This is a genomic window from Roseibium sp. QJM3NY_11 (assembly GCF_056173175.1).
In genome coordinates this window covers 4,387,796-4,403,509 of record NZ_CM149660.1, presented here as the reverse complement: position 1 = coordinate 4,403,509, position 15,714 = coordinate 4,387,796, and the positions used below count along the sequence as shown (strand labels likewise).

11 protein-coding genes, 2 tRNA genes and 1 pseudogene are annotated in these 15,714 nt (G+C 60.8%); 10 read left to right on the top strand and 4 right to left on the bottom strand.

Annotation, left to right across the window (positions count from 1 at the left end; genetic code table 11):
- Positions 1-9: 9 nt before the first annotated feature.
- Together AC0VX3_RS20225 and AC0VX3_RS20220 are read left to right on the top strand one after the other, a co-directional pair.
- On the top strand, positions 10-2,235 hold the full coding sequence (locus AC0VX3_RS20225; RefSeq protein WP_475522025.1) for a secretin N-terminal domain-containing protein: 2,226 nt from the start codon (positions 10-12) through the stop codon (positions 2,233-2,235).
- A 183-nt stretch (positions 2,236-2,418) separates the two neighbouring features.
- Entirely contained in the window at positions 2,419-2,661 is a 243-nt protein-coding gene (locus AC0VX3_RS20220; protein ID WP_475522024.1) for a DUF2783 domain-containing protein, read from the top strand.
- Here the strand turns inward: AC0VX3_RS20220 and AC0VX3_RS20215 are convergent.
- The 3 genes from AC0VX3_RS20215 to AC0VX3_RS20205 all read right to left on the bottom strand — a co-directional run bounded on the left by AC0VX3_RS20215 (position 2,655) and on the right by AC0VX3_RS20205 (position 6,235).
- Positions 2,655-3,323 (bottom strand): hypothetical protein, encoded by a 669-nt coding sequence (locus AC0VX3_RS20215; protein WP_475522023.1) that lies wholly within the window; start codon positions 3,321-3,323, stop codon positions 2,655-2,657. The two genes, AC0VX3_RS20220 and AC0VX3_RS20215, sit on opposite strands and share 7 nt — an antisense overlap.
- A gap of 331 nt (positions 3,324-3,654) precedes the next feature.
- Positions 3,655-4,020, bottom strand: coding sequence for a hypothetical protein (locus AC0VX3_RS20210; RefSeq protein ID WP_475522022.1), 366 nt, complete (start codon positions 4,018-4,020; stop codon positions 3,655-3,657).
- 73 nt (positions 4,021-4,093) lie between these two features.
- Complete coding sequence (locus AC0VX3_RS20205) at positions 4,094-6,235, bottom strand: phosphatase PAP2 family protein (RefSeq protein ID WP_475522021.1); 2,142 nt, start codon at positions 6,233-6,235, stop codon at positions 4,094-4,096.
- 577 nt (positions 6,236-6,812) lie between these two features.
- Here AC0VX3_RS20205 and AC0VX3_RS20200 point away from each other — a divergent pair.
- The 6 genes and pseudogenes from AC0VX3_RS20200 to AC0VX3_RS20175 all read left to right on the top strand — a co-directional run bounded on the left by AC0VX3_RS20200 (position 6,813) and on the right by AC0VX3_RS20175 (position 13,409).
- Entirely contained in the window at positions 6,813-7,721 is a 909-nt protein-coding gene (locus AC0VX3_RS20200) for a LysR family transcriptional regulator (RefSeq protein ID WP_342894679.1), read from the top strand.
- A 195-nt stretch (positions 7,722-7,916) separates the two neighbouring features.
- Positions 7,917-9,077, top strand: coding sequence for an ABC transporter substrate-binding protein (locus AC0VX3_RS20195; protein ID WP_475525214.1), 1,161 nt, complete (start codon positions 7,917-7,919; stop codon positions 9,075-9,077).
- 109 nt (positions 9,078-9,186) lie between these two features.
- Positions 9,187-10,176, top strand: a complete 990-nt coding sequence (locus AC0VX3_RS20190) for an ABC transporter ATP-binding protein (RefSeq protein ID WP_475522020.1) — start codon at positions 9,187-9,189, stop codon at positions 10,174-10,176.
- Positions 10,173-11,123: an ABC transporter permease gene (locus AC0VX3_RS20185; RefSeq protein ID WP_342894681.1), complete on the top strand. Its 951-nt coding sequence runs from the start codon at positions 10,173-10,175 to the stop codon at positions 11,121-11,123. The genes AC0VX3_RS20190 and AC0VX3_RS20185 overlap by 4 nt, the downstream gene beginning before the upstream one ends.
- Positions 11,113-11,944 (top strand): annotated as a pseudogene (locus AC0VX3_RS20180) (ABC transporter permease). Before AC0VX3_RS20185 ends, AC0VX3_RS20180 begins: the two are co-directional and overlap by 11 nt.
- Before the next feature lie 37 nt (positions 11,945-11,981).
- Entirely contained in the window at positions 11,982-13,409 is a 1,428-nt protein-coding gene (locus tag AC0VX3_RS20175) for a gamma-aminobutyraldehyde dehydrogenase (protein ID WP_475522019.1), read from the top strand.
- A gap of 243 nt (positions 13,410-13,652) precedes the next feature.
- Here the strand turns inward: AC0VX3_RS20175 and AC0VX3_RS20170 are convergent.
- A tRNA-Pro gene (locus AC0VX3_RS20170) sits at positions 13,653-13,729 on the bottom strand.
- Positions 13,730-14,220: 491 nt separating this feature from the next.
- Here AC0VX3_RS20170 and AC0VX3_RS20165 point away from each other — a divergent pair.
- Together AC0VX3_RS20165 and AC0VX3_RS20160 are read left to right on the top strand one after the other, a co-directional pair.
- A tRNA-Gln gene (locus AC0VX3_RS20165) sits at positions 14,221-14,295 on the top strand.
- Between the two features lie 360 nt (positions 14,296-14,655).
- On the top strand, positions 14,656-15,687 hold the full coding sequence (locus AC0VX3_RS20160) for a hypothetical protein (protein ID WP_475522018.1): 1,032 nt from the start codon (positions 14,656-14,658) through the stop codon (positions 15,685-15,687).
- Positions 15,688-15,714 lie beyond the last annotated feature (27 nt).

Genomic DNA, 15,714 nt, shown 5'->3' with positions numbered 1-15,714 from the left:
CAGATAAAAATGAATGTGGCTCACAGGAAAGGTGGTGTTGGCAATCTGAAACGGCTGCTTGGTGGATTTGTCTTTTCTGTTCTGGCCTCGTGCACAGCGTCCCCCGACAGCGATTTCGACCTGGCGACACAACCGTTTCTGGCAACCGATGGTCCGCATGTCGGCAGGGGCGGAATCAACACGGCGTCCGTGAACCGCGGTCCCTCGGCGAACGCGGCGATCGGCTTTGTCGGCGTTATCGAGAATGAACCGACGAATATCTCGTTTTCGGTGAGGGAAGCCAATCAGAATCTCGTTGACGTCAGGCGCGCCGGCGGCGTGCCCGGAGATCCGAACGAGAGCGTCACCATATCCTTCGACAACGATCCGCTGGAATATGTCGTCAAACAATTGCTCGGCGGCCTGCTGTCGGCCAATTACTTCATGTCCGAAAATGTCGAGGGCCGGGCCACCTTCAAGACCGAAACCCCCGTTCCGCGGGCACTCGTGCCCTCGATCGTCCGCGATATCCTGGCGCGTCACGGATACGTCATGAAGATTGTCAACGGCGTCTACCAGATCGGCACCGCCGAGACGATCGCTGTTCTTGAGGCGAATGCCGCTGTCGGCGTCGCCGGCGAGTATGAGAGCAAGGTGGTTTCCCTGAAGCAGGGCAGCGCGGAGGAGATCGCGGCGGTGGTCGCGCAGATCCTGCCTGCGGGTGCGACCGTCACCCCCGTGCCCTCGAGCAATTCGCTGGTCTTGCGCGTCAGCCCGTCCGACGAGAAGGCGGTCATGGCCCTGGTCCGCGCGCTGATCGACAACAGCAATGGCAATGATCTTGTCGCCGTCCTGCCGCTGCGGGAAAGCCCGCCGGAAAAGGTCGCGGCGTCGATGAACGCCTACTTCAGCACATCGGGCAGTTCGGCGCGTGAAATCCCGCTGATCATTCCGCTTGAGGACCAGCAGGCATTGCTCATCGTCGCCAACAATCAGAGGATCATGCGAAATGCCCGCACCCTGGTGCGTGGTCTCGACAAGGACAACCGGGACACGCCCTCGCTGCGCATCCTGCAACTGAGCCATATTCCGGCAATCGAGATCTCCGAACAGCTGAATGCGATCTTCGCGGCGGGAGGGCCGAATACGCGATCGCCGGATGGCTCTGAAACCGCAGGCAACCGGGACGGGGAAGCCCCTGGAGCCGATGGGGCAACGCAGGTCGGCGGCGTCGAAGGCGGCGACTCCGTCACGGCTCCGCCAACCATCCGGACGTCCAACGGATCCGGTCAGGCATCGCCTGTGGCGGCCCGTTTCGAGCTGGAGCGCCAGCTGTCCGCCCGCAATGCCGGCAAGGTCACGACAAACAGGCAGACGGATCAGGGCATCTCGATCGTTCCGGACAACCGCAACAACGCGCTGCTGGTCTATGCGACCTTCAAGCAGTTCAAGCGTATCCGGGAGGTGGTCAAGGCACTGGATGTGCCGCTGGCCCAGGTGGTGATCGAGGCGACGATCGTGGAAGTCGAATTGAACGACGACCTGAGTTACGGCGTGCAGGCGTTTCTGCGCGGCGACGGTGTGTTTGTGCGCTCGTCCCGGTTGCCTGAACCCGGCGACAGCGGCAGGGCCGGTGGCGTCGCGGGATTCGAAATCGATACCGGCGATATCACCACGACCATCGTTCTGGAGGCCCTGCAAACGGTCACCGACCTCGAAATCATATCGTCGCCGTATCTGACGGTTCTCGACGGGCGCGCCGCACGGCTGTCCGTCGGCGACCAGATCCCCTACCTGGTGCAGTCGACAAACGCTTCTGAAACCGGAACCACCACGACCACGAACGAGATTGAGGTCCGGGATGTCGGCATCATCCTTCAGGTCACGCCGAATATCCGCGCCGACAATTCCGTTTTGCTCAATGTGCAGCAGGAGGTCAGTTCCGCGCAACAGACCGGTGCGGGAGAAGACCTGACCCCGGTGATCTCCCAGCGCACCATCAACTCGGACATCGTCGTCCAGTCCGGCAAGACGGTTCTGCTCGGCGGCCTGATTCAGAGCCGCTCGGAAAAGGTCACCAGCGGTGTGCCGGTCATCTCCAAGGTGCCGGTCGTCGGCAACCTCTTCAAGCAGACGGACGACGTACTCGACCGGACCGAATTGCTGGTCATGATCACGCCACGGGTGGTCCGCCGCTCCCTGCAACTCGACAGCATCACCCGGCTGTTGAAGGGCCGCCTGATCAAGTCCAAGTGATCCCGGATTTGAGTTCGGATTTCGGCCCCGTCCGCGCCGAAAGCATGGTGAGACCCGTGTGACGGACAACGGAAAAACGGCCGGGACGAAAGAATTCGGACCTCCGCTCCCGGCGGCCCGAACAGCCAGGCCCAGGCCCGCAAATGCCATTCCTCAATATAGCGCTGGCACTTGCAGATGCGGATGGCTAGTTTTTTTGAAACCACCCACCACATGCCCGGCGCCAACGCCTGGCATCTCGACCATCCGGACGATTTCTACGCCCGCCTTCTGAATGCCCATGAGGGCCTGGGCAAACCGGAAAGCTATGCTTTGCCGCGGCGACATCCGCTGGGTCACCGGTCGTGCAGCGCCCCGGATTCTGCTTCCGGTCCGGCAGGATCGGGCCGGCGCTACAGGACACGCGCGGTGCACCAGGCTCATTGATCCGAAGGATTCAGCCTGGAAATGAGATCGTGAATACCTTGTGCACCTCCGCCCAGAACAAGGGTTGACACAACAATGTCCAACACCGTCAGTTCGAAGGAGAGGGGATCCGCCCTGGTGCCAAAAACTTGCTCCAGAATGCGGAACCCGCCGGCTGACAGAGCGCCGCCGAGAATGGTCAGGATCAAGGTGGACAAATACTGTTTGGTGATCTTGAGCTGCGCGACGTCCTCTGAACTGGCACGAATTGCGTCGGGGCTGAATGCATCCGGTTTGGTCACATTGCTGGAAACGCCGTCATTGGACAGAAAGGCAATCCGTTCATCCTGGGTTGCCAGTGACTCCAGGATCGCCCGCTCGTGGGCCAGCTTGGCGGACTGAGCGGCTCTGAAGGCCGTTTCCCTTGTCTTGTTGGCAATCTCCTGCGGCCCGCAGATCACCGACAACAAAACTTCGACAGCGCGTTCCAACAGCATTGCCAAGGCCGCGGCCGTGCCAAGGACCGTCATGAGATTGGCTGGAATTTCTTCGGAATTCATCTCGATGACTTTTGAATTCGCGCCCCATACAACGAGCGCTCCCATTGCAATGACAACGAAAATACCGCGGTTCAGCGCTTTTTTCGGAACAAATCTTGCTGGTACCATATCTGTGTCAGACATAAAGTGTCTCCTTGTGTTCACCTGTTGTTTTGGCTCGCTATCACCTTCGAGAGCTTGGGAGCCTCCAATGAGTCTCGTGTGGGGCGCTCTGTTTCATTCCGATTGTGGTGAGCCCCGAGAAATCACCGATGGTTCGGTCCATCGGCCGTCTTGCACACTGCCTCCGTCACCGGGTTTAGCGTTGTTCTCTGGTTCCGATCAGGGTTTGGTGCCTGGCCCGAATTGCGCTGGGGCACGATCCATCAGGTCGTTGCTGACAGCCTGTGAGTGACTGCGGCGCACACCAACGTGAGCCGGCTGGCCAAGGCCGCGCGTTCGAAAACAAGCGCTGTCATCGATCCGTCCTTGTGATCTTGCCGACGCCCAGAATGAACGGGATCGAGTAGCACCATAAGAAAAGTGTATCGAACGCGTCGATGTCGATGGGCGGACGGATCAATCCCGAATGGGGGCCACGAATTGATTGATTGCGCGCCAGGCGCAAGAAGTCCGTCTCAGCCGCAAATTGCTGCGTGAGCGGGTCGTCCCTGTCGCTCGGAACACCCATGGACAAAGCCCAGCCCGGCCCTGGCGAGCCATCGAAAAAGAAATCCATGCTGGCTTTCATGAGGACCCCGTCCGGGCGTTGCGTCAGGGTGAAGGTGCCCTCAAGTTCATGGCCCTGTCCGGGCGTGAACGTGCCGTGTCCGATGAGCATTCTACGTCTCCGTCAAGTTGTGCGGTTCAAGGTGCCCGGCCGGGATGGGAACCTCCCGGCCGGGTCGGGCTCGTCAGGGGGCCATACGCGGTGCAAGGGTCACGCCGTGCAGCACGCCGTCGCGATCGATTTTCACCGCGGTGACCTCGTCGCCTTCCTGCACGCCTTTGCCTTTGGTCAAGAGCGTCGAGGGCAGCGTCCGCCTGGTAAGGAGCGGCACCGTCATCGAGACGTTTTCGTCTCGGTGATAGCAGTTCATTTGCTCGCGCAGGATGCCGAGCGTGATCGCCTCGCCCAGGAGCGCCGACTCGATGTAGTCGGTGTAGTAATGGACCCCGGCGATGTTGCGTCCGTTGGAGATGTTCCAGCACAGTTTGTTCAACTCGCCCTCAAGGGTGAGGCCCTGTTCGATCTTGAGCGTGCGCAGGTCGATGGTCACATCATCCATGCTGACCCCCGGATCGGGAACAATCGCATCTCCTCCCGGCAGCACCACATAGGTCGGCGTTGCCGGGTCATCCTTGTCGCGCATCGCAAAGAATGCCTTGAGCAGCGTCACGCATGCCCCGGCCACTGTGGCATGCCCGGCGCCATAAGCGGGATGCATTGGGGACCCTTCCGGAAAGGCCATCGGCAAGAGCCAACTCGGCGCGTTTCCAGGGCTCTGGAGATCCTTGTTGATCTCCTTGTTGTGCTTACGGACGTTTGTGAGAAGATCCGAAAGCGCGGGCTCTGTCCCCATGCCATTGGGAAACAGATAACGCGCGACAGTTCCCCCAAGTGTGTTGCGGGCTTTGTGTCCGTGCGGAATTTCAACCGGAACTTGATTGCCGTTGCCATCGGTCTCGGTCTCGCCCGAGGGTTTGTAGCCGGACAAAACGGTATGGAACAGCGCTCCCAGAGCCTCCGGCCGCAAGCGGCGATGCACCTGGAATTTCGAAGCGCGTACGGCCCGCAGTGCCCGGCTTGATACCTCGGTCACCAGCGTCAGCAGGTGCGGGCCGCCAAACACTGCGAAAGGCTCGCGGTTGCCGCCGGATCCGCCCGCACCATTGGCCGTGTTGCCATGGAAGGGGATGCCCGGATCGTACGCGTAGCCTTCGGCCAGCATGATCAGCGTGGCGTTCAGATAGGCCTGATACAGCTGGTCGTCATGGACATAGGTTGCCAGGTCGCGCAGCCGGGTGAGCGGGCGATACTGGGCCGCGCCCGTTGCGCTGAGCAAATCCTCGCTGACCTTTTGCTGATCCTGGACGCTTTGCCCGTCTGCTTTGGCCTTTGCCGCAAGCGCCCGCAATACGCCGCGCGCGTCAAGGGCGTTTTGAACGTTGCGCCAATCCTTCCAGGCCGTCATGTAATCGCGCCCCGGCGTCGCGATCCGCACCGCCTGATCGATACGCTGGGTTCCGTAGACGATCTGCCCGGACTTGCGCGGCTCGGTGCGCGCGTCTCCAGGACAGGAACCACCGGTCCCCATCACCATGAACTGCGACAGGAAAGGGGTCGGCCAGGGATCTTCACCTTCGCCCCGATAGAGGTTCTTGGGCTCCTGGGTCGTGCCAAAGCGCCGCCGCCTCCGGCGTTCCTGGAGCTTCTCGTCATTCGGTGCCGCGTGCCCCTTGAACCAGCGAAACCGTGAAAGAAGATCCGCTGAGCCTTGCACCTTGGCATGGTCGTCGTTGATCCGTTTGCGTGCGGCCGCGGTCATCGAAGCAGTCAGTTCATCGATCAGGGATTTGTCCATATACGCCGCGACAGGAAGGTCCCGGTCGAGCGCCATCTGATAGACTTCCGCCATTTCCGCGACCAACTCCGCCGACTGCGCATCCGGTGCGCGCGGGGTGGCAATAGCGAACGCGTCGGGTCCTTGCAGAACATAAGTAAATCCGCCGGTCGGGCTCTCCCACTGACGGAACAATTTGTCGAAGTTCATCGGGTTTCCGCAGGCGTCCGTTGCAGGCGGTTTTGGAACATGCCCGCCATCCAGATCGTCTTCGGCGTACATGGTGACAAGTGGCGCATTGGCAAAAGCCATGGGATCGTGTTCGAGCAGACCGTCGCGAAACTTTTTATAGTCATCAGGATCGACGAGACCGTTCTTGTCGTGCTTCAGACCCTTTCTGAAATTGAAAATATACGGGACGTCTTCACCATTGCAGGGATGCGTATCGAAGGGCAACGCCGTGGATTGATTTGCGGCCTTGATGCGCCGCATGCGGGCCGAATTCCGGCGAGCTTCTGGGTCAGGCAGTTTCATGGTCTCTCTCTCTTTGTCATCAGGCGTGCGTTGCAAAGAGCGGCGGAGCGTGCTGCCGGTGTTTTCAATCGCGGCATATCGGCGTGACCGCCAGTCTTTAGGCGCCGATATTGTGCGGAGCGGCCAATACAGAAATGTTATTAAAACGTTACTGCGCGCAGTTTTTCTTGGTGCAACGCAGTGAAAAGCATGAAAAAATTGTGAATATTATAAAATGAGCATTAAGTATTGCGAGTTTGCTGAGGCTTCTTGAGATTTGTGATGCGCGCGGAGGTGTTGCCGATACGGCCAGCCAATGCGGAAAGGCTGTTCCCGCCTATGCCGCTGCGTGATTGCGCCAACCGTGCGCGCGCACCACAACTGCGACTTTTCCTTGGCCCTAGGAAGCGCTCGATGTGACGTGAAACAGCCTTCGCAAGCCTCGCTCCTGGTCGCGCGAAAGCCCTGCGACGTTGAACAGGTGCCGGTCAGATAGAACTGGCGCCTGCAAAGGTGGATGGTTAGGTTTCCTCACTCACCACATGATTGGTCCGGAATGTCCTTCACGATCCGACAACTTCAGTATTTTGTCGCGGCTGCCGAGCGCAGTTCGATTTCCCGGGCGGCCAAGTCCCTGAACATTTCCCAGTCCTCGGTCACCGAGGCGATCAAGGAACTGGAAAGCGATCTCGGCGTGGCCCTGTTCGAGCGGCATTCCCGGGGGCTGACGATCACCCACAAGGGACACCAGTTTCTGCGCCATGCCACATCCATCATGGCCAGCGTATCCAACGCGAGACGGGCCTTTGTGGAGCCGCCGGACGCGTCGCCGGGACGATTGCAACTCGGCGTGACGTCACTGGTCGCCGGCTATGTCCTGTCGGATATCCTGTCGCGCTTCCGCCGGGCCTATCCCGGCGTGGAGGTGAGCGCCCTCGAGGACACCGGCGAATATCTGGAACACCTGCTGATCGGCGGTGAGCTGGACGTTGCCGTCATGGTGGTCTCCAACTTGCGCGACACCATGGCCCTGCAATCGGAAATCCTGGAAGTGTCGCCCTATCGTCTCTGGCTGCCGATCGGCCACCGGCTGGAAACGCCGGACAGCGTCTCGCTGCCCGATCTGATGGGCGAGCCGCTGATCATGCTGACGGTCGATGAGATCGAGGAGGCGACCGGCAAGCTTCTGGGCGCGCTGGGCTCGCGGCCTCCCGTCGCCTTCCGCACACGCTCGGTCGAGGCGGTCCGATCCCTTGTCGCGACCGGCGCGGGCATTGCCATTCTGCCGGATCTTGTCTACCGGCCCTGGTCCCTGGAAGGGGACCGGATTGAATCCCGCGACGTGAGCGGCAGCCTGCCCGTGGTTCAGGTCGGCATCGTCTGGCGGCGGGGATCCACCCCCAATCCGACCACGGCCAACTTCATCGAACTGGCCAAGGCTCAACGGATGCTGCGCAACCGCTGACAGAGGCTTCCCGGCCTGCACTCTCAGTCCAGGCCGGTTACGGATACAGTCGGTATTTTGATATCGGAAATACCGATGGCACCTTTCTGATTTTTGAAATTGCGATTGCGAAGGCGGCGGAGCACTCTTGCCGGCATAAAAACCAGAAAAAGCGCCTTCCGCACACGTGATCCTTGAAGAGGGGAACCTTTGATGATGAAGAAATTTCTGAGTTGCTGTTCGATAGCAACGATTGTGGCATCCCAGGCCGCAAGCGTGCAGGCCGCAGACATGGTGACGGAATTGGGCGCGCCGGAAGGCACGGTCTCCATCGTCGCCTGGCCGGGCTATATCGAGCGCGGTGAAACCGACAAGAATTTCGACTGGGTCACGTCGTTTGAGGAAAAGTCCGGCTGTTCGGTCGAGGTCAAGACCGCGAACACCTCCGATGAAATGGTTGCCCTCATGAACGAAGGCGGCTTCGATCTCGTGACGGCTTCGGGTGATGCCTCCCTGCGCCTGATCGCCGGCAAGCGCGTTCAGCCGGTCAATGTGGACCTGATCCCGAGCTGGGGCGATGTCGATGACCGCCTGAAGAGCGCGCCCTGGCATACGGTCGACGACGTTCACTACGGCACGCCCTACATGTGGGGTCCGAACGTCCTGATGTACAACACCGAAGCCTTCGCCGAAGCGCCGACCTCCTGGAAGGTCGTCTTCGAGGAAATGACCCTCTCCGACGGCGAAAGCAACAAGGGCCGGGTTCAGGCCTATGACGGTCCGATCCACATTGCCGATGCCGCTAATTATCTGATGTTCCACAAGCCGGAATTGGGTATCAAGAGCCCGTATGAGCTCAATCAGGAACAGTATGACGCCTCTCTTGACCTGTTGCGCGGGCAGCGCAAGCTGGTCTCGCGCTACTGGCATGACGCCTTCATCCAGATCGACGATTTCAAGAACGAAGGCGTTGTGGCTTCCGGGTCCTGGCCGTTTCAGGTCAACCTGCTGAAAGGCGAGGATCTGCCGATCGCCTCCGTCCTTCCCCAAGAAGGGGCCACGGGCTGGGCCGACACCACCATGATGCACGCGGACGCCGAACACCCGAACTGCGCCTATCTGTGGATGGAGCACACACTCTCGTCCAACCTGCAGAGCGACCTCTCGGTCTGGTTCGGGGCCAACCCGTCCGTTCCGGCGGCCTGCACCGACGGGCGCGGCATGCAGACCGCGGAGGGCTGCACCGCGAACGGACTGGACGACTTTGACAAGATCAAGTTCTGGACCACGCCGGTCTCCAAGTGCGACAGCCAGGAACAATGTGTTCCCTACTACCGCTGGGTGTCCGATTATATCGGCGTGATTGGCGGCCGCTAAACCGGGACAGCTTTTCGAAGGAACCTCAACGGACCCGTCTGCCGGCCCAGGTCACTGGCTCATCCATGAGACCGTGACCCGGTCGGCAGGCGAAGGAACCCCTGTGAACATGCAATCTGCCGTCCTTTTCAAGACAGTTTCCCGCCACTACGGCGACATCCGGGCCGTCGATGCGGTCGATCTGGAAGTCCGGGCGGGCGAGTTCTTCGCCATGCTTGGCCCCTCCGGCTCGGGCAAGACGACAAGCCTGCGCCTCATCGCCGGGTTCGAGCAGCCGACCTCCGGACACATCGAGATCTTCGGCGAGACCGCCGAGGGGGTGCCGCCCTATCGGCGCAACGTGAACACCGTCTTCCAGGACTATGCTCTCTTTCCCCACATGAGCGTGCGCGACAACGTCGCCTACGGCCTGATGATCGCCGGCATGGGCAGGAAGCAGCGGCGCGCGAAGGCGGAGGAGGCTCTGGAGCTTGTCCGCCTGCCGGGCTACGGCGACCGCGCGACCAGCGCCTTGTCCGGCGGTCAGCGTCAGCGCGTTGCCCTTGCCCGAGCACTGGTGAACGAACCCAAGGTCCTGCTTCTCGACGAGCCGCTTGGCGCGCTGGATCTCAAGCTGCGCGAGCAGATGCAGGACGAGTTGAAAGGCCTCCAGCAGAGCCTCGGCATCACCTTCATTTTCGTGACCCATGACCAGGGCGAAGCCCTGTCCATGGCGGACCGCGTCGCTGTCTTCAATGAGGGCAGGATCCAGCAGGTCGGAACCCCGGAAGCAATCTACCAGCGCCCGGATACGCCCTTCGTGGCGGATTTCGTCGGATCGTCCAATGTCCTGCCTGCGGATATGGTCCGGGAATTGAGCGGCAGGGCAGGGACGGCCAGCCTGCGTCCGGAAGCCATTCGCCTCAACGGCGGATCGGGTCCTGAGGCGACCGTCGTCGGGCTCAGCTACATGGGCGGGGCAACAAAGGTCAGGCTGGCATTCAGGGACCTGACCCTGGTGGCGTTGGTCGCCTCCGGCGGCATGGTTCCGCAACAAGGCGACACCGTCACCGTCGACTGGGCCCCCGATGCACTGCATGTCATGGGGCAGGGGACATGAGTGTCGTCACCGCCTCCGCCATCCTGCCGGTGCAGCCGGGCCTGTTGGCCCGCTTCTCCGATGTGCTCTGGCGCAGGCCGTCCGTTCTGCTCGCCGTCCTCCTGGGCCCGCCGGTCCTGTGGCTCGGGGTGATCTATCTGGGCTCGCTCTTCGCGCTGCTGGCGCAGAGCTTCTTCTCCATCGATGAGTTCACCGGGCTCATTCAGTATCAATGGACCCTGAAGACCTATGGCGAACTGCTGCACCCGGTCAATCTGGACATCATCGCGCGCACCGTGCTGATGGCCGCAGCCGTGACGATCGCGGCCGCGATCATGGCGTTTCCGGTCGCCTATTTCGCCGCCCGCTATGCAACAGGGCGCTGGAAAGCCCTCTTCTACATCGGTGTCATGCTGCCCCTGTGGTCCAGCTATCTGGTCAAGGTCTATGCCTGGAAGCTGATCCTTGCCAAGGAGGGCATTCTGACCTGGGCTTTCACCAAGGTCGGATTGATGCCCGTGCTGGAGGCCTTTCTGGCAATCCCGGTCATTGGCGGCAATTCCCTGTCGGTCAGCTACATCGGAACCTTTCTCGTGTTCCTGTATGTCTGGCTGCCCTTCATGATCCTGCCGCTTCAGGCCGCCCTGGAGCGTGTGCCTGCCAGCCTGCTCGAGGCCTCAGCCGATCAGGGCGCAAAACCGTCGCAGACCCTGCGCCATGTGCTGCTGCCGCTTGCACTGCCGGGCGTTGTGGCCGGGTCCATCTTCACCTTCTCGCTGACCCTCGGAGATTACATCATTCCCCAGATCGTCGGATCCTCGCGGCTCTTCATCGGCCAGGCGGTCTATGCGCACCAGGGCACGGCCGGCAACATCCCGCTTGCGGCCGCCTTCACCGTGGTTCCGATCGTGATCATGGGATTCTATCTCTGGGGTGCCAAGCGGCTGGGAGCGTTCGATGCCCTTTGATCGCACCGCGAAAAGCAAGAACGGCAAGGCTCCGCTGGGTCTGAAGATCGCGGCTGCCGGCGGGCTCGTGTTCCTGCATCTGCCGATTGCGCTGATTTTCGTCTACGCCTTCACCACGGAAGAAAAGAGCTATCAGTGGCCGCCTCCCGGCCTGACCGTGAAGTGGTTTGCCGTGACCTGGGCAAGGCCGGACGTTCTGGGAGGCACTGACACTGTCGCTGCAGGTGGCCGCCATCTCCACGCTTGTCGCCATGGTGCTGGGCAGCTTCTGCGCGGCGGCTGTCGCAAGGTCCCGCTTTTTCGGACGGGAAGTTGTCTCGCTTCTGGTGATCCTGCCGATCGCCCTGCCGGGCATCATCACCGGCATCGCGCTTCGGTCCGCCTTCAATCTCGCGGACATCCCCTATTCCATGTGGACGATCATTCTCGGTCACGCGACCTTCTGCGTGGTGGTGGTCTACAACAACGCGGTGGCCCGGTTCCGCCGCACCTCCGCCTCGCTCATCGAGGCGTCCATGGACCTGGGCGCCAACAGCTTCCAGACCCTGCGGCACGTGATCCTGCCGAACATCGGCACGGCGCTGCTCGCCGGCGGCATGCTCGCCTTTGCCTTGTCCTTCGACGAGGTGATCGTCACCACCTTCACCTCCGGTCAGCAGGCGACCCTGCCGATCTGGATGCTGGAAGAGCTGGTGCGTCCCCGCCAGCGGCCCGTCACCAACGTGGTGGCCATGGTGGTGGTTCTCGTGACCTTCCTGCCGATCCTCGGCGCCTATTACCTCACCCGCGACGGCGACAAGGTCGCCGGTCACGGCAAGTGACACGACGCGAACAGACAGTTCACACAGGAGCGACCCAATGGATACTCAAATGCTCATCGGCGGTGCTTTCGAGGCAGGAACGGAAGCCGAGGAAGCCATCATCAATCCGCGCACCGGCGAAACCATCCTGTCCCTGCCGGAAGCCTCGCTCGACCAGGTGGAACGGGCGGTTGCCGCCGCCGACAAGGCCTTCGCAACCTGGTCCAGGACCACACCGGCGGACCGGGCGGGCTATCTTTTGAAAATCGCCGACCGGATCGAGGCGGAGGCCGATGGCTTCGCCGCCCTGGAGGCCTTGAACTGCGGCAAGCCGATCAATGCGGCCAGGGAAGACGAAATCCCGGCCATCGTCGATTGCTACCGGTTCTTCGCGGGCGCGGTCCGCTGCGTGCCGGCCTCGGCGGCCGGCGAATACATGGAAGGCCACACCTCGATGATCCGGCGGGATCCGATCGGCATCGTCGCCTCCATCGCCCCCTGGAACTATCCGCTGATGATGATGGCCTGGAAGCTGGCGCCCGCCATCGCCGGCGGCAATACGGTGATCTTCAAGCCCTCCGAGCAGACCCCGCTGACGGCGCTCAAACTGGCCGGGATCCTGGCCGAGGAGCTGCCGGAAGGCGTTGTCAATGTCGTCCTTGGCCGCGGCGACAGCGTCGGCAATGCGCTGATCAACCACCCCAAGGTCAACATGATATCCATCACCGGGGATGTCGCCACCGGCAAGAAGATCCTGCAGGCCGCCTCCAAGACGGTAAAGCGCACCCATCTTGAGCTGGGCGGCAAGGCCCCGGTCATCGTCTTTGACGACGCGGATCTGGAAGCCGTGGTCGAAGGGCTGAAGGCCTTTGGCTATTACAACGCCGGTCAGGACTGCACCGCGGCCTGCCGCATCTATGCAGGCGCAAAGATCTACGACAGGTTCGTCGCCGAGCTGTCGTCCGCCGTGTCCTCCATCAGATTTGCTCAGGAAGACGACACGCAAAACGAGATCGGGCCGCTCATTTCCCTGCGCCAGCGCGACAGGGTCGCCAGTTTTGTGGAACGGGCGCTGGAACAGCCGCACATGGAAGCGACGGCCGGAGGCAAGATGCACGGCGGCAACGGCTTCTTCTACCAGCCGACCGTGATCGCCGGAGCGCTCCAGTCGGACGAAATCGTGCGCCGGGAAGTCTTCGGGCCGGTGGTCTCCGTCACGCGCTTCAGCGAAGACGAAGAGGCGGTCAACTGGGCCAACGACAGCAATTACGGTCTGGCGTCTTCCGTGTGGACCCGGGACGTCTCCCGGGCCATGCAGACCTCCGCGCGCCTGCGCTACGGCTGCACCTGGGTGAACACCCACTTCATGCTGGTCAACGAGATGCCTCATGGCGGCCTGAAACAATCCGGCTACGGCAAGGACATGTCCCACTATGCCCTGGAAGACTATACCGCGGTGCGCCACGTCATGATCGCCCACGGCTGACGCTGCAAGCGCAGGGTGACGTCTGCTCCGGTTTGGCACCATTTGAGACCGCCGGGCCGTCTCGGATAAAGCGGCAGTGCTGCGGGCGCGCGCTGTCGCACGGGCGCCTGGTAGGCCAGTGACGGCCGGACCCGGTTTCCGGGTGGTCTCGGCTAAACTGTGGGGGAAACCTTCGGGCACGGCGCAAGCTTTGCCCGACGCGCTTGCCGGAAGCCATGTGACCAGAATGGACCTTGAAAAGAATGGTCGGAGTGAGAGGATTCGAACCTCCGACCCCCTCGTCCCGAACGAGGTGCGCTACCAGGCTGCGCTACACTCCGACTTCTTGTTTGGATCTTGATGCAAGATCCAACGGGAACAGCGGGGCGGACCCGCGCTGCGTGGAGCGTCATTTAGCAAAGCTGACCTGTTCCCGCAAGGGCTTTGCTCCGGCACCCTGATTTTTTTTGAAAACCGCGAAATTCCGCAAGGGGACGGCCTGACCGGGAGGCGGGTTCTGGAGGTGACGCGCCTGCCCGGGCAGCCCGCATGTGCCGATTTGCGCTGCCTTTCAACACAGCTTTCCGCGGGGGCCGGGCGCGCTGCAGTCTCCGGGCCTGCCGGGCCTCTCGAGCCCCGTCCGAACACCCGGGGACTGGTGCGCCACGCGCCATGACGTGCCCCGTCCCGAAGAGGTGCCGGCGCGCGCCAGTCCGGTTCTGAAACGCCGTGTAAATCCGCCTGGGGAAAACCCTGCGCGAGGGCAGGGGCAAGAGCCGCGGGAAGGCTTGCGCATCGCAAACGACATCGTTATACAGCGTTCCCACGGCCTTGGGGTGTAGCCAAGCGGTAAGGCACCGGTTTTTGGTACCGGCATGCGAAGGTTCGAATCCTTCCACCCCAGCCAGTTTTTCCTTTTCGAAAATCTGATTTTGAATCTGTGCGGCTTGAAGCCCTGTCAAAGCCGGATAGGGGTGCAACATGCGCAGCCTGATGTTGTAGCGCGCAACTTCGTTTGGCATTTCGCGCAACTTCACTTGGCACCCAATTTTTCAGCTGACTGCCGTTCGGAACTTTCTCTTACTGAAACTCGTCGAATCCCAGCTTAAGGTGCAAAATGGGCGGGAAGCGTTCGTTTGTTGCGATCAAAACGAATGACCGAAATGGGACCTGTCGAGTTCACATGGGTAGACGCAGAAGCTGACACTCAACACGAGTGCAAGCTATATTGAGAAACGTCAAACCGTGATGAATAGTAAAGCATTGAATGAACGCCGCACGAGCACAAGCTAAATCGCTAATTTTGACGTGGTTCGATAAGGGCGAGCCGACAGCGTTACACCGTCGGCGATTTGCCGCCGATGTTGATCGCTTCTTTGATGCGCTTCCAAAACGGGCAAACTGGTGTGAGTGCCTCTCGACACTCCTAGATGACGAAGGTGCTGTGGATTTCTCGATGAAGGGATACGAATGGCGCGCCCGACCGAGCGGAAAGGGGCTTGTCGTTAGCTCGATCGTGCCTGGCTGGAGTTTTGGCTGGCGGGGAACTCTCAAGGACGACATTGCCGCCGATGCCCTTGGATGGTTAGGGCATTACGCTCGGCAATATATACACCGGTCCAACATCGCGAAGGTGCTTATGGCTGTTTGGGAGAGGAATGGGCTCATCTTACATCCCTTCGGCACAGGCCTAGCAACGCAACGATACAGCAATGTTTGGCCAAAGCCGTCGAACCAAGAGATTTTTGCACAGGCTGAAAGAAGTTGCGCAGATATGTGGGGCACTTTCAGCGCAAAACCACGAGACTATCGTTCCAAGTGGGCATCGAGAAATACTCTCGACCCTGCGATCCATCAGGGCGTTTTCCATTTTCTCCGAGCTCAGAGCTTAATGTCTGCCGAATTCGAACTGGAAGCGTTGGCTGCCTATGATTGTGTACTGCATTCGCTCCAATATTTTGATTGGAGTTGGGCTCCGGGCAATCCGAAGCGTGATCGACGAGACCTTATTCAGGCGCTCGGGCTTGGTAAAGGCGCAGGAGACCTTGCCGAACATATCTATTTTCTGCGCAACCAGTTTGTTGCACATGCCGGCGGCTGGCGATGGTGGGATGCTGTCGAGTATCTCGAAAACGACTTGAGTGCAGATGCAGACCGTTTGGCATCTCGGGCATTGCGTAAGGCAGCGGACATCGAGCCGAAGTATCGACGCATCGACCCGGCTCCATCGGATTGGGCACTTTGGTTAGAAGACAATTTCCCCCAGATTTGGTCAGCTATTTGGTTTCGCGATGCCTAAAAGCAGCGGCAGAATTCCGCTAATCCG

Excerpts from the sequence above, each read along its gene's own strand:
- AC0VX3_RS20205 (WP_475522021.1), bottom strand. The coding sequence starts at position 6,235 with ATGCGGCGCATCAAGGCCGCAAATCAATCCACGGCGTTGCCCTTCGAT.
- AC0VX3_RS20160 (WP_475522018.1), top strand. The coding sequence starts at position 14,656 with ATGAACGCCGCACGAGCACAAGCTAAATCGCTAATTTTGACGTGGTTC.
- AC0VX3_RS20175 (WP_475522019.1), top strand. The coding sequence starts at position 11,982 with ATGGATACTCAAATGCTCATCGGCGGTGCTTTCGAGGCAGGAACGGAA.
- AC0VX3_RS20200 (WP_342894679.1), top strand. The coding sequence starts at position 6,813 with ATGTCCTTCACGATCCGACAACTTCAGTATTTTGTCGCGGCTGCCGAG.
- AC0VX3_RS20185 (WP_342894681.1), top strand. The coding sequence starts at position 10,173 with ATGAGTGTCGTCACCGCCTCCGCCATCCTGCCGGTGCAGCCGGGCCTG.
- AC0VX3_RS20195 (WP_475525214.1), top strand. The coding sequence starts at position 7,917 with ATGAAGAAATTTCTGAGTTGCTGTTCGATAGCAACGATTGTGGCATCC.
- AC0VX3_RS20215 (WP_475522023.1), bottom strand. The coding sequence starts at position 3,323 with ATGTCTGACACAGATATGGTACCAGCAAGATTTGTTCCGAAAAAAGCG.
- AC0VX3_RS20225 (WP_475522025.1), top strand. The coding sequence starts at position 10 with ATGAATGTGGCTCACAGGAAAGGTGGTGTTGGCAATCTGAAACGGCTG.
- AC0VX3_RS20220 (WP_475522024.1), top strand. The coding sequence starts at position 2,419 with ATGGCTAGTTTTTTTGAAACCACCCACCACATGCCCGGCGCCAACGCC.
- AC0VX3_RS20210 (WP_475522022.1), bottom strand. The coding sequence starts at position 4,020 with ATGCTCATCGGACACGGCACGTTCACGCCCGGACAGGGCCATGAACTT.
- AC0VX3_RS20190 (WP_475522020.1), top strand. The coding sequence starts at position 9,187 with ATGCAATCTGCCGTCCTTTTCAAGACAGTTTCCCGCCACTACGGCGAC.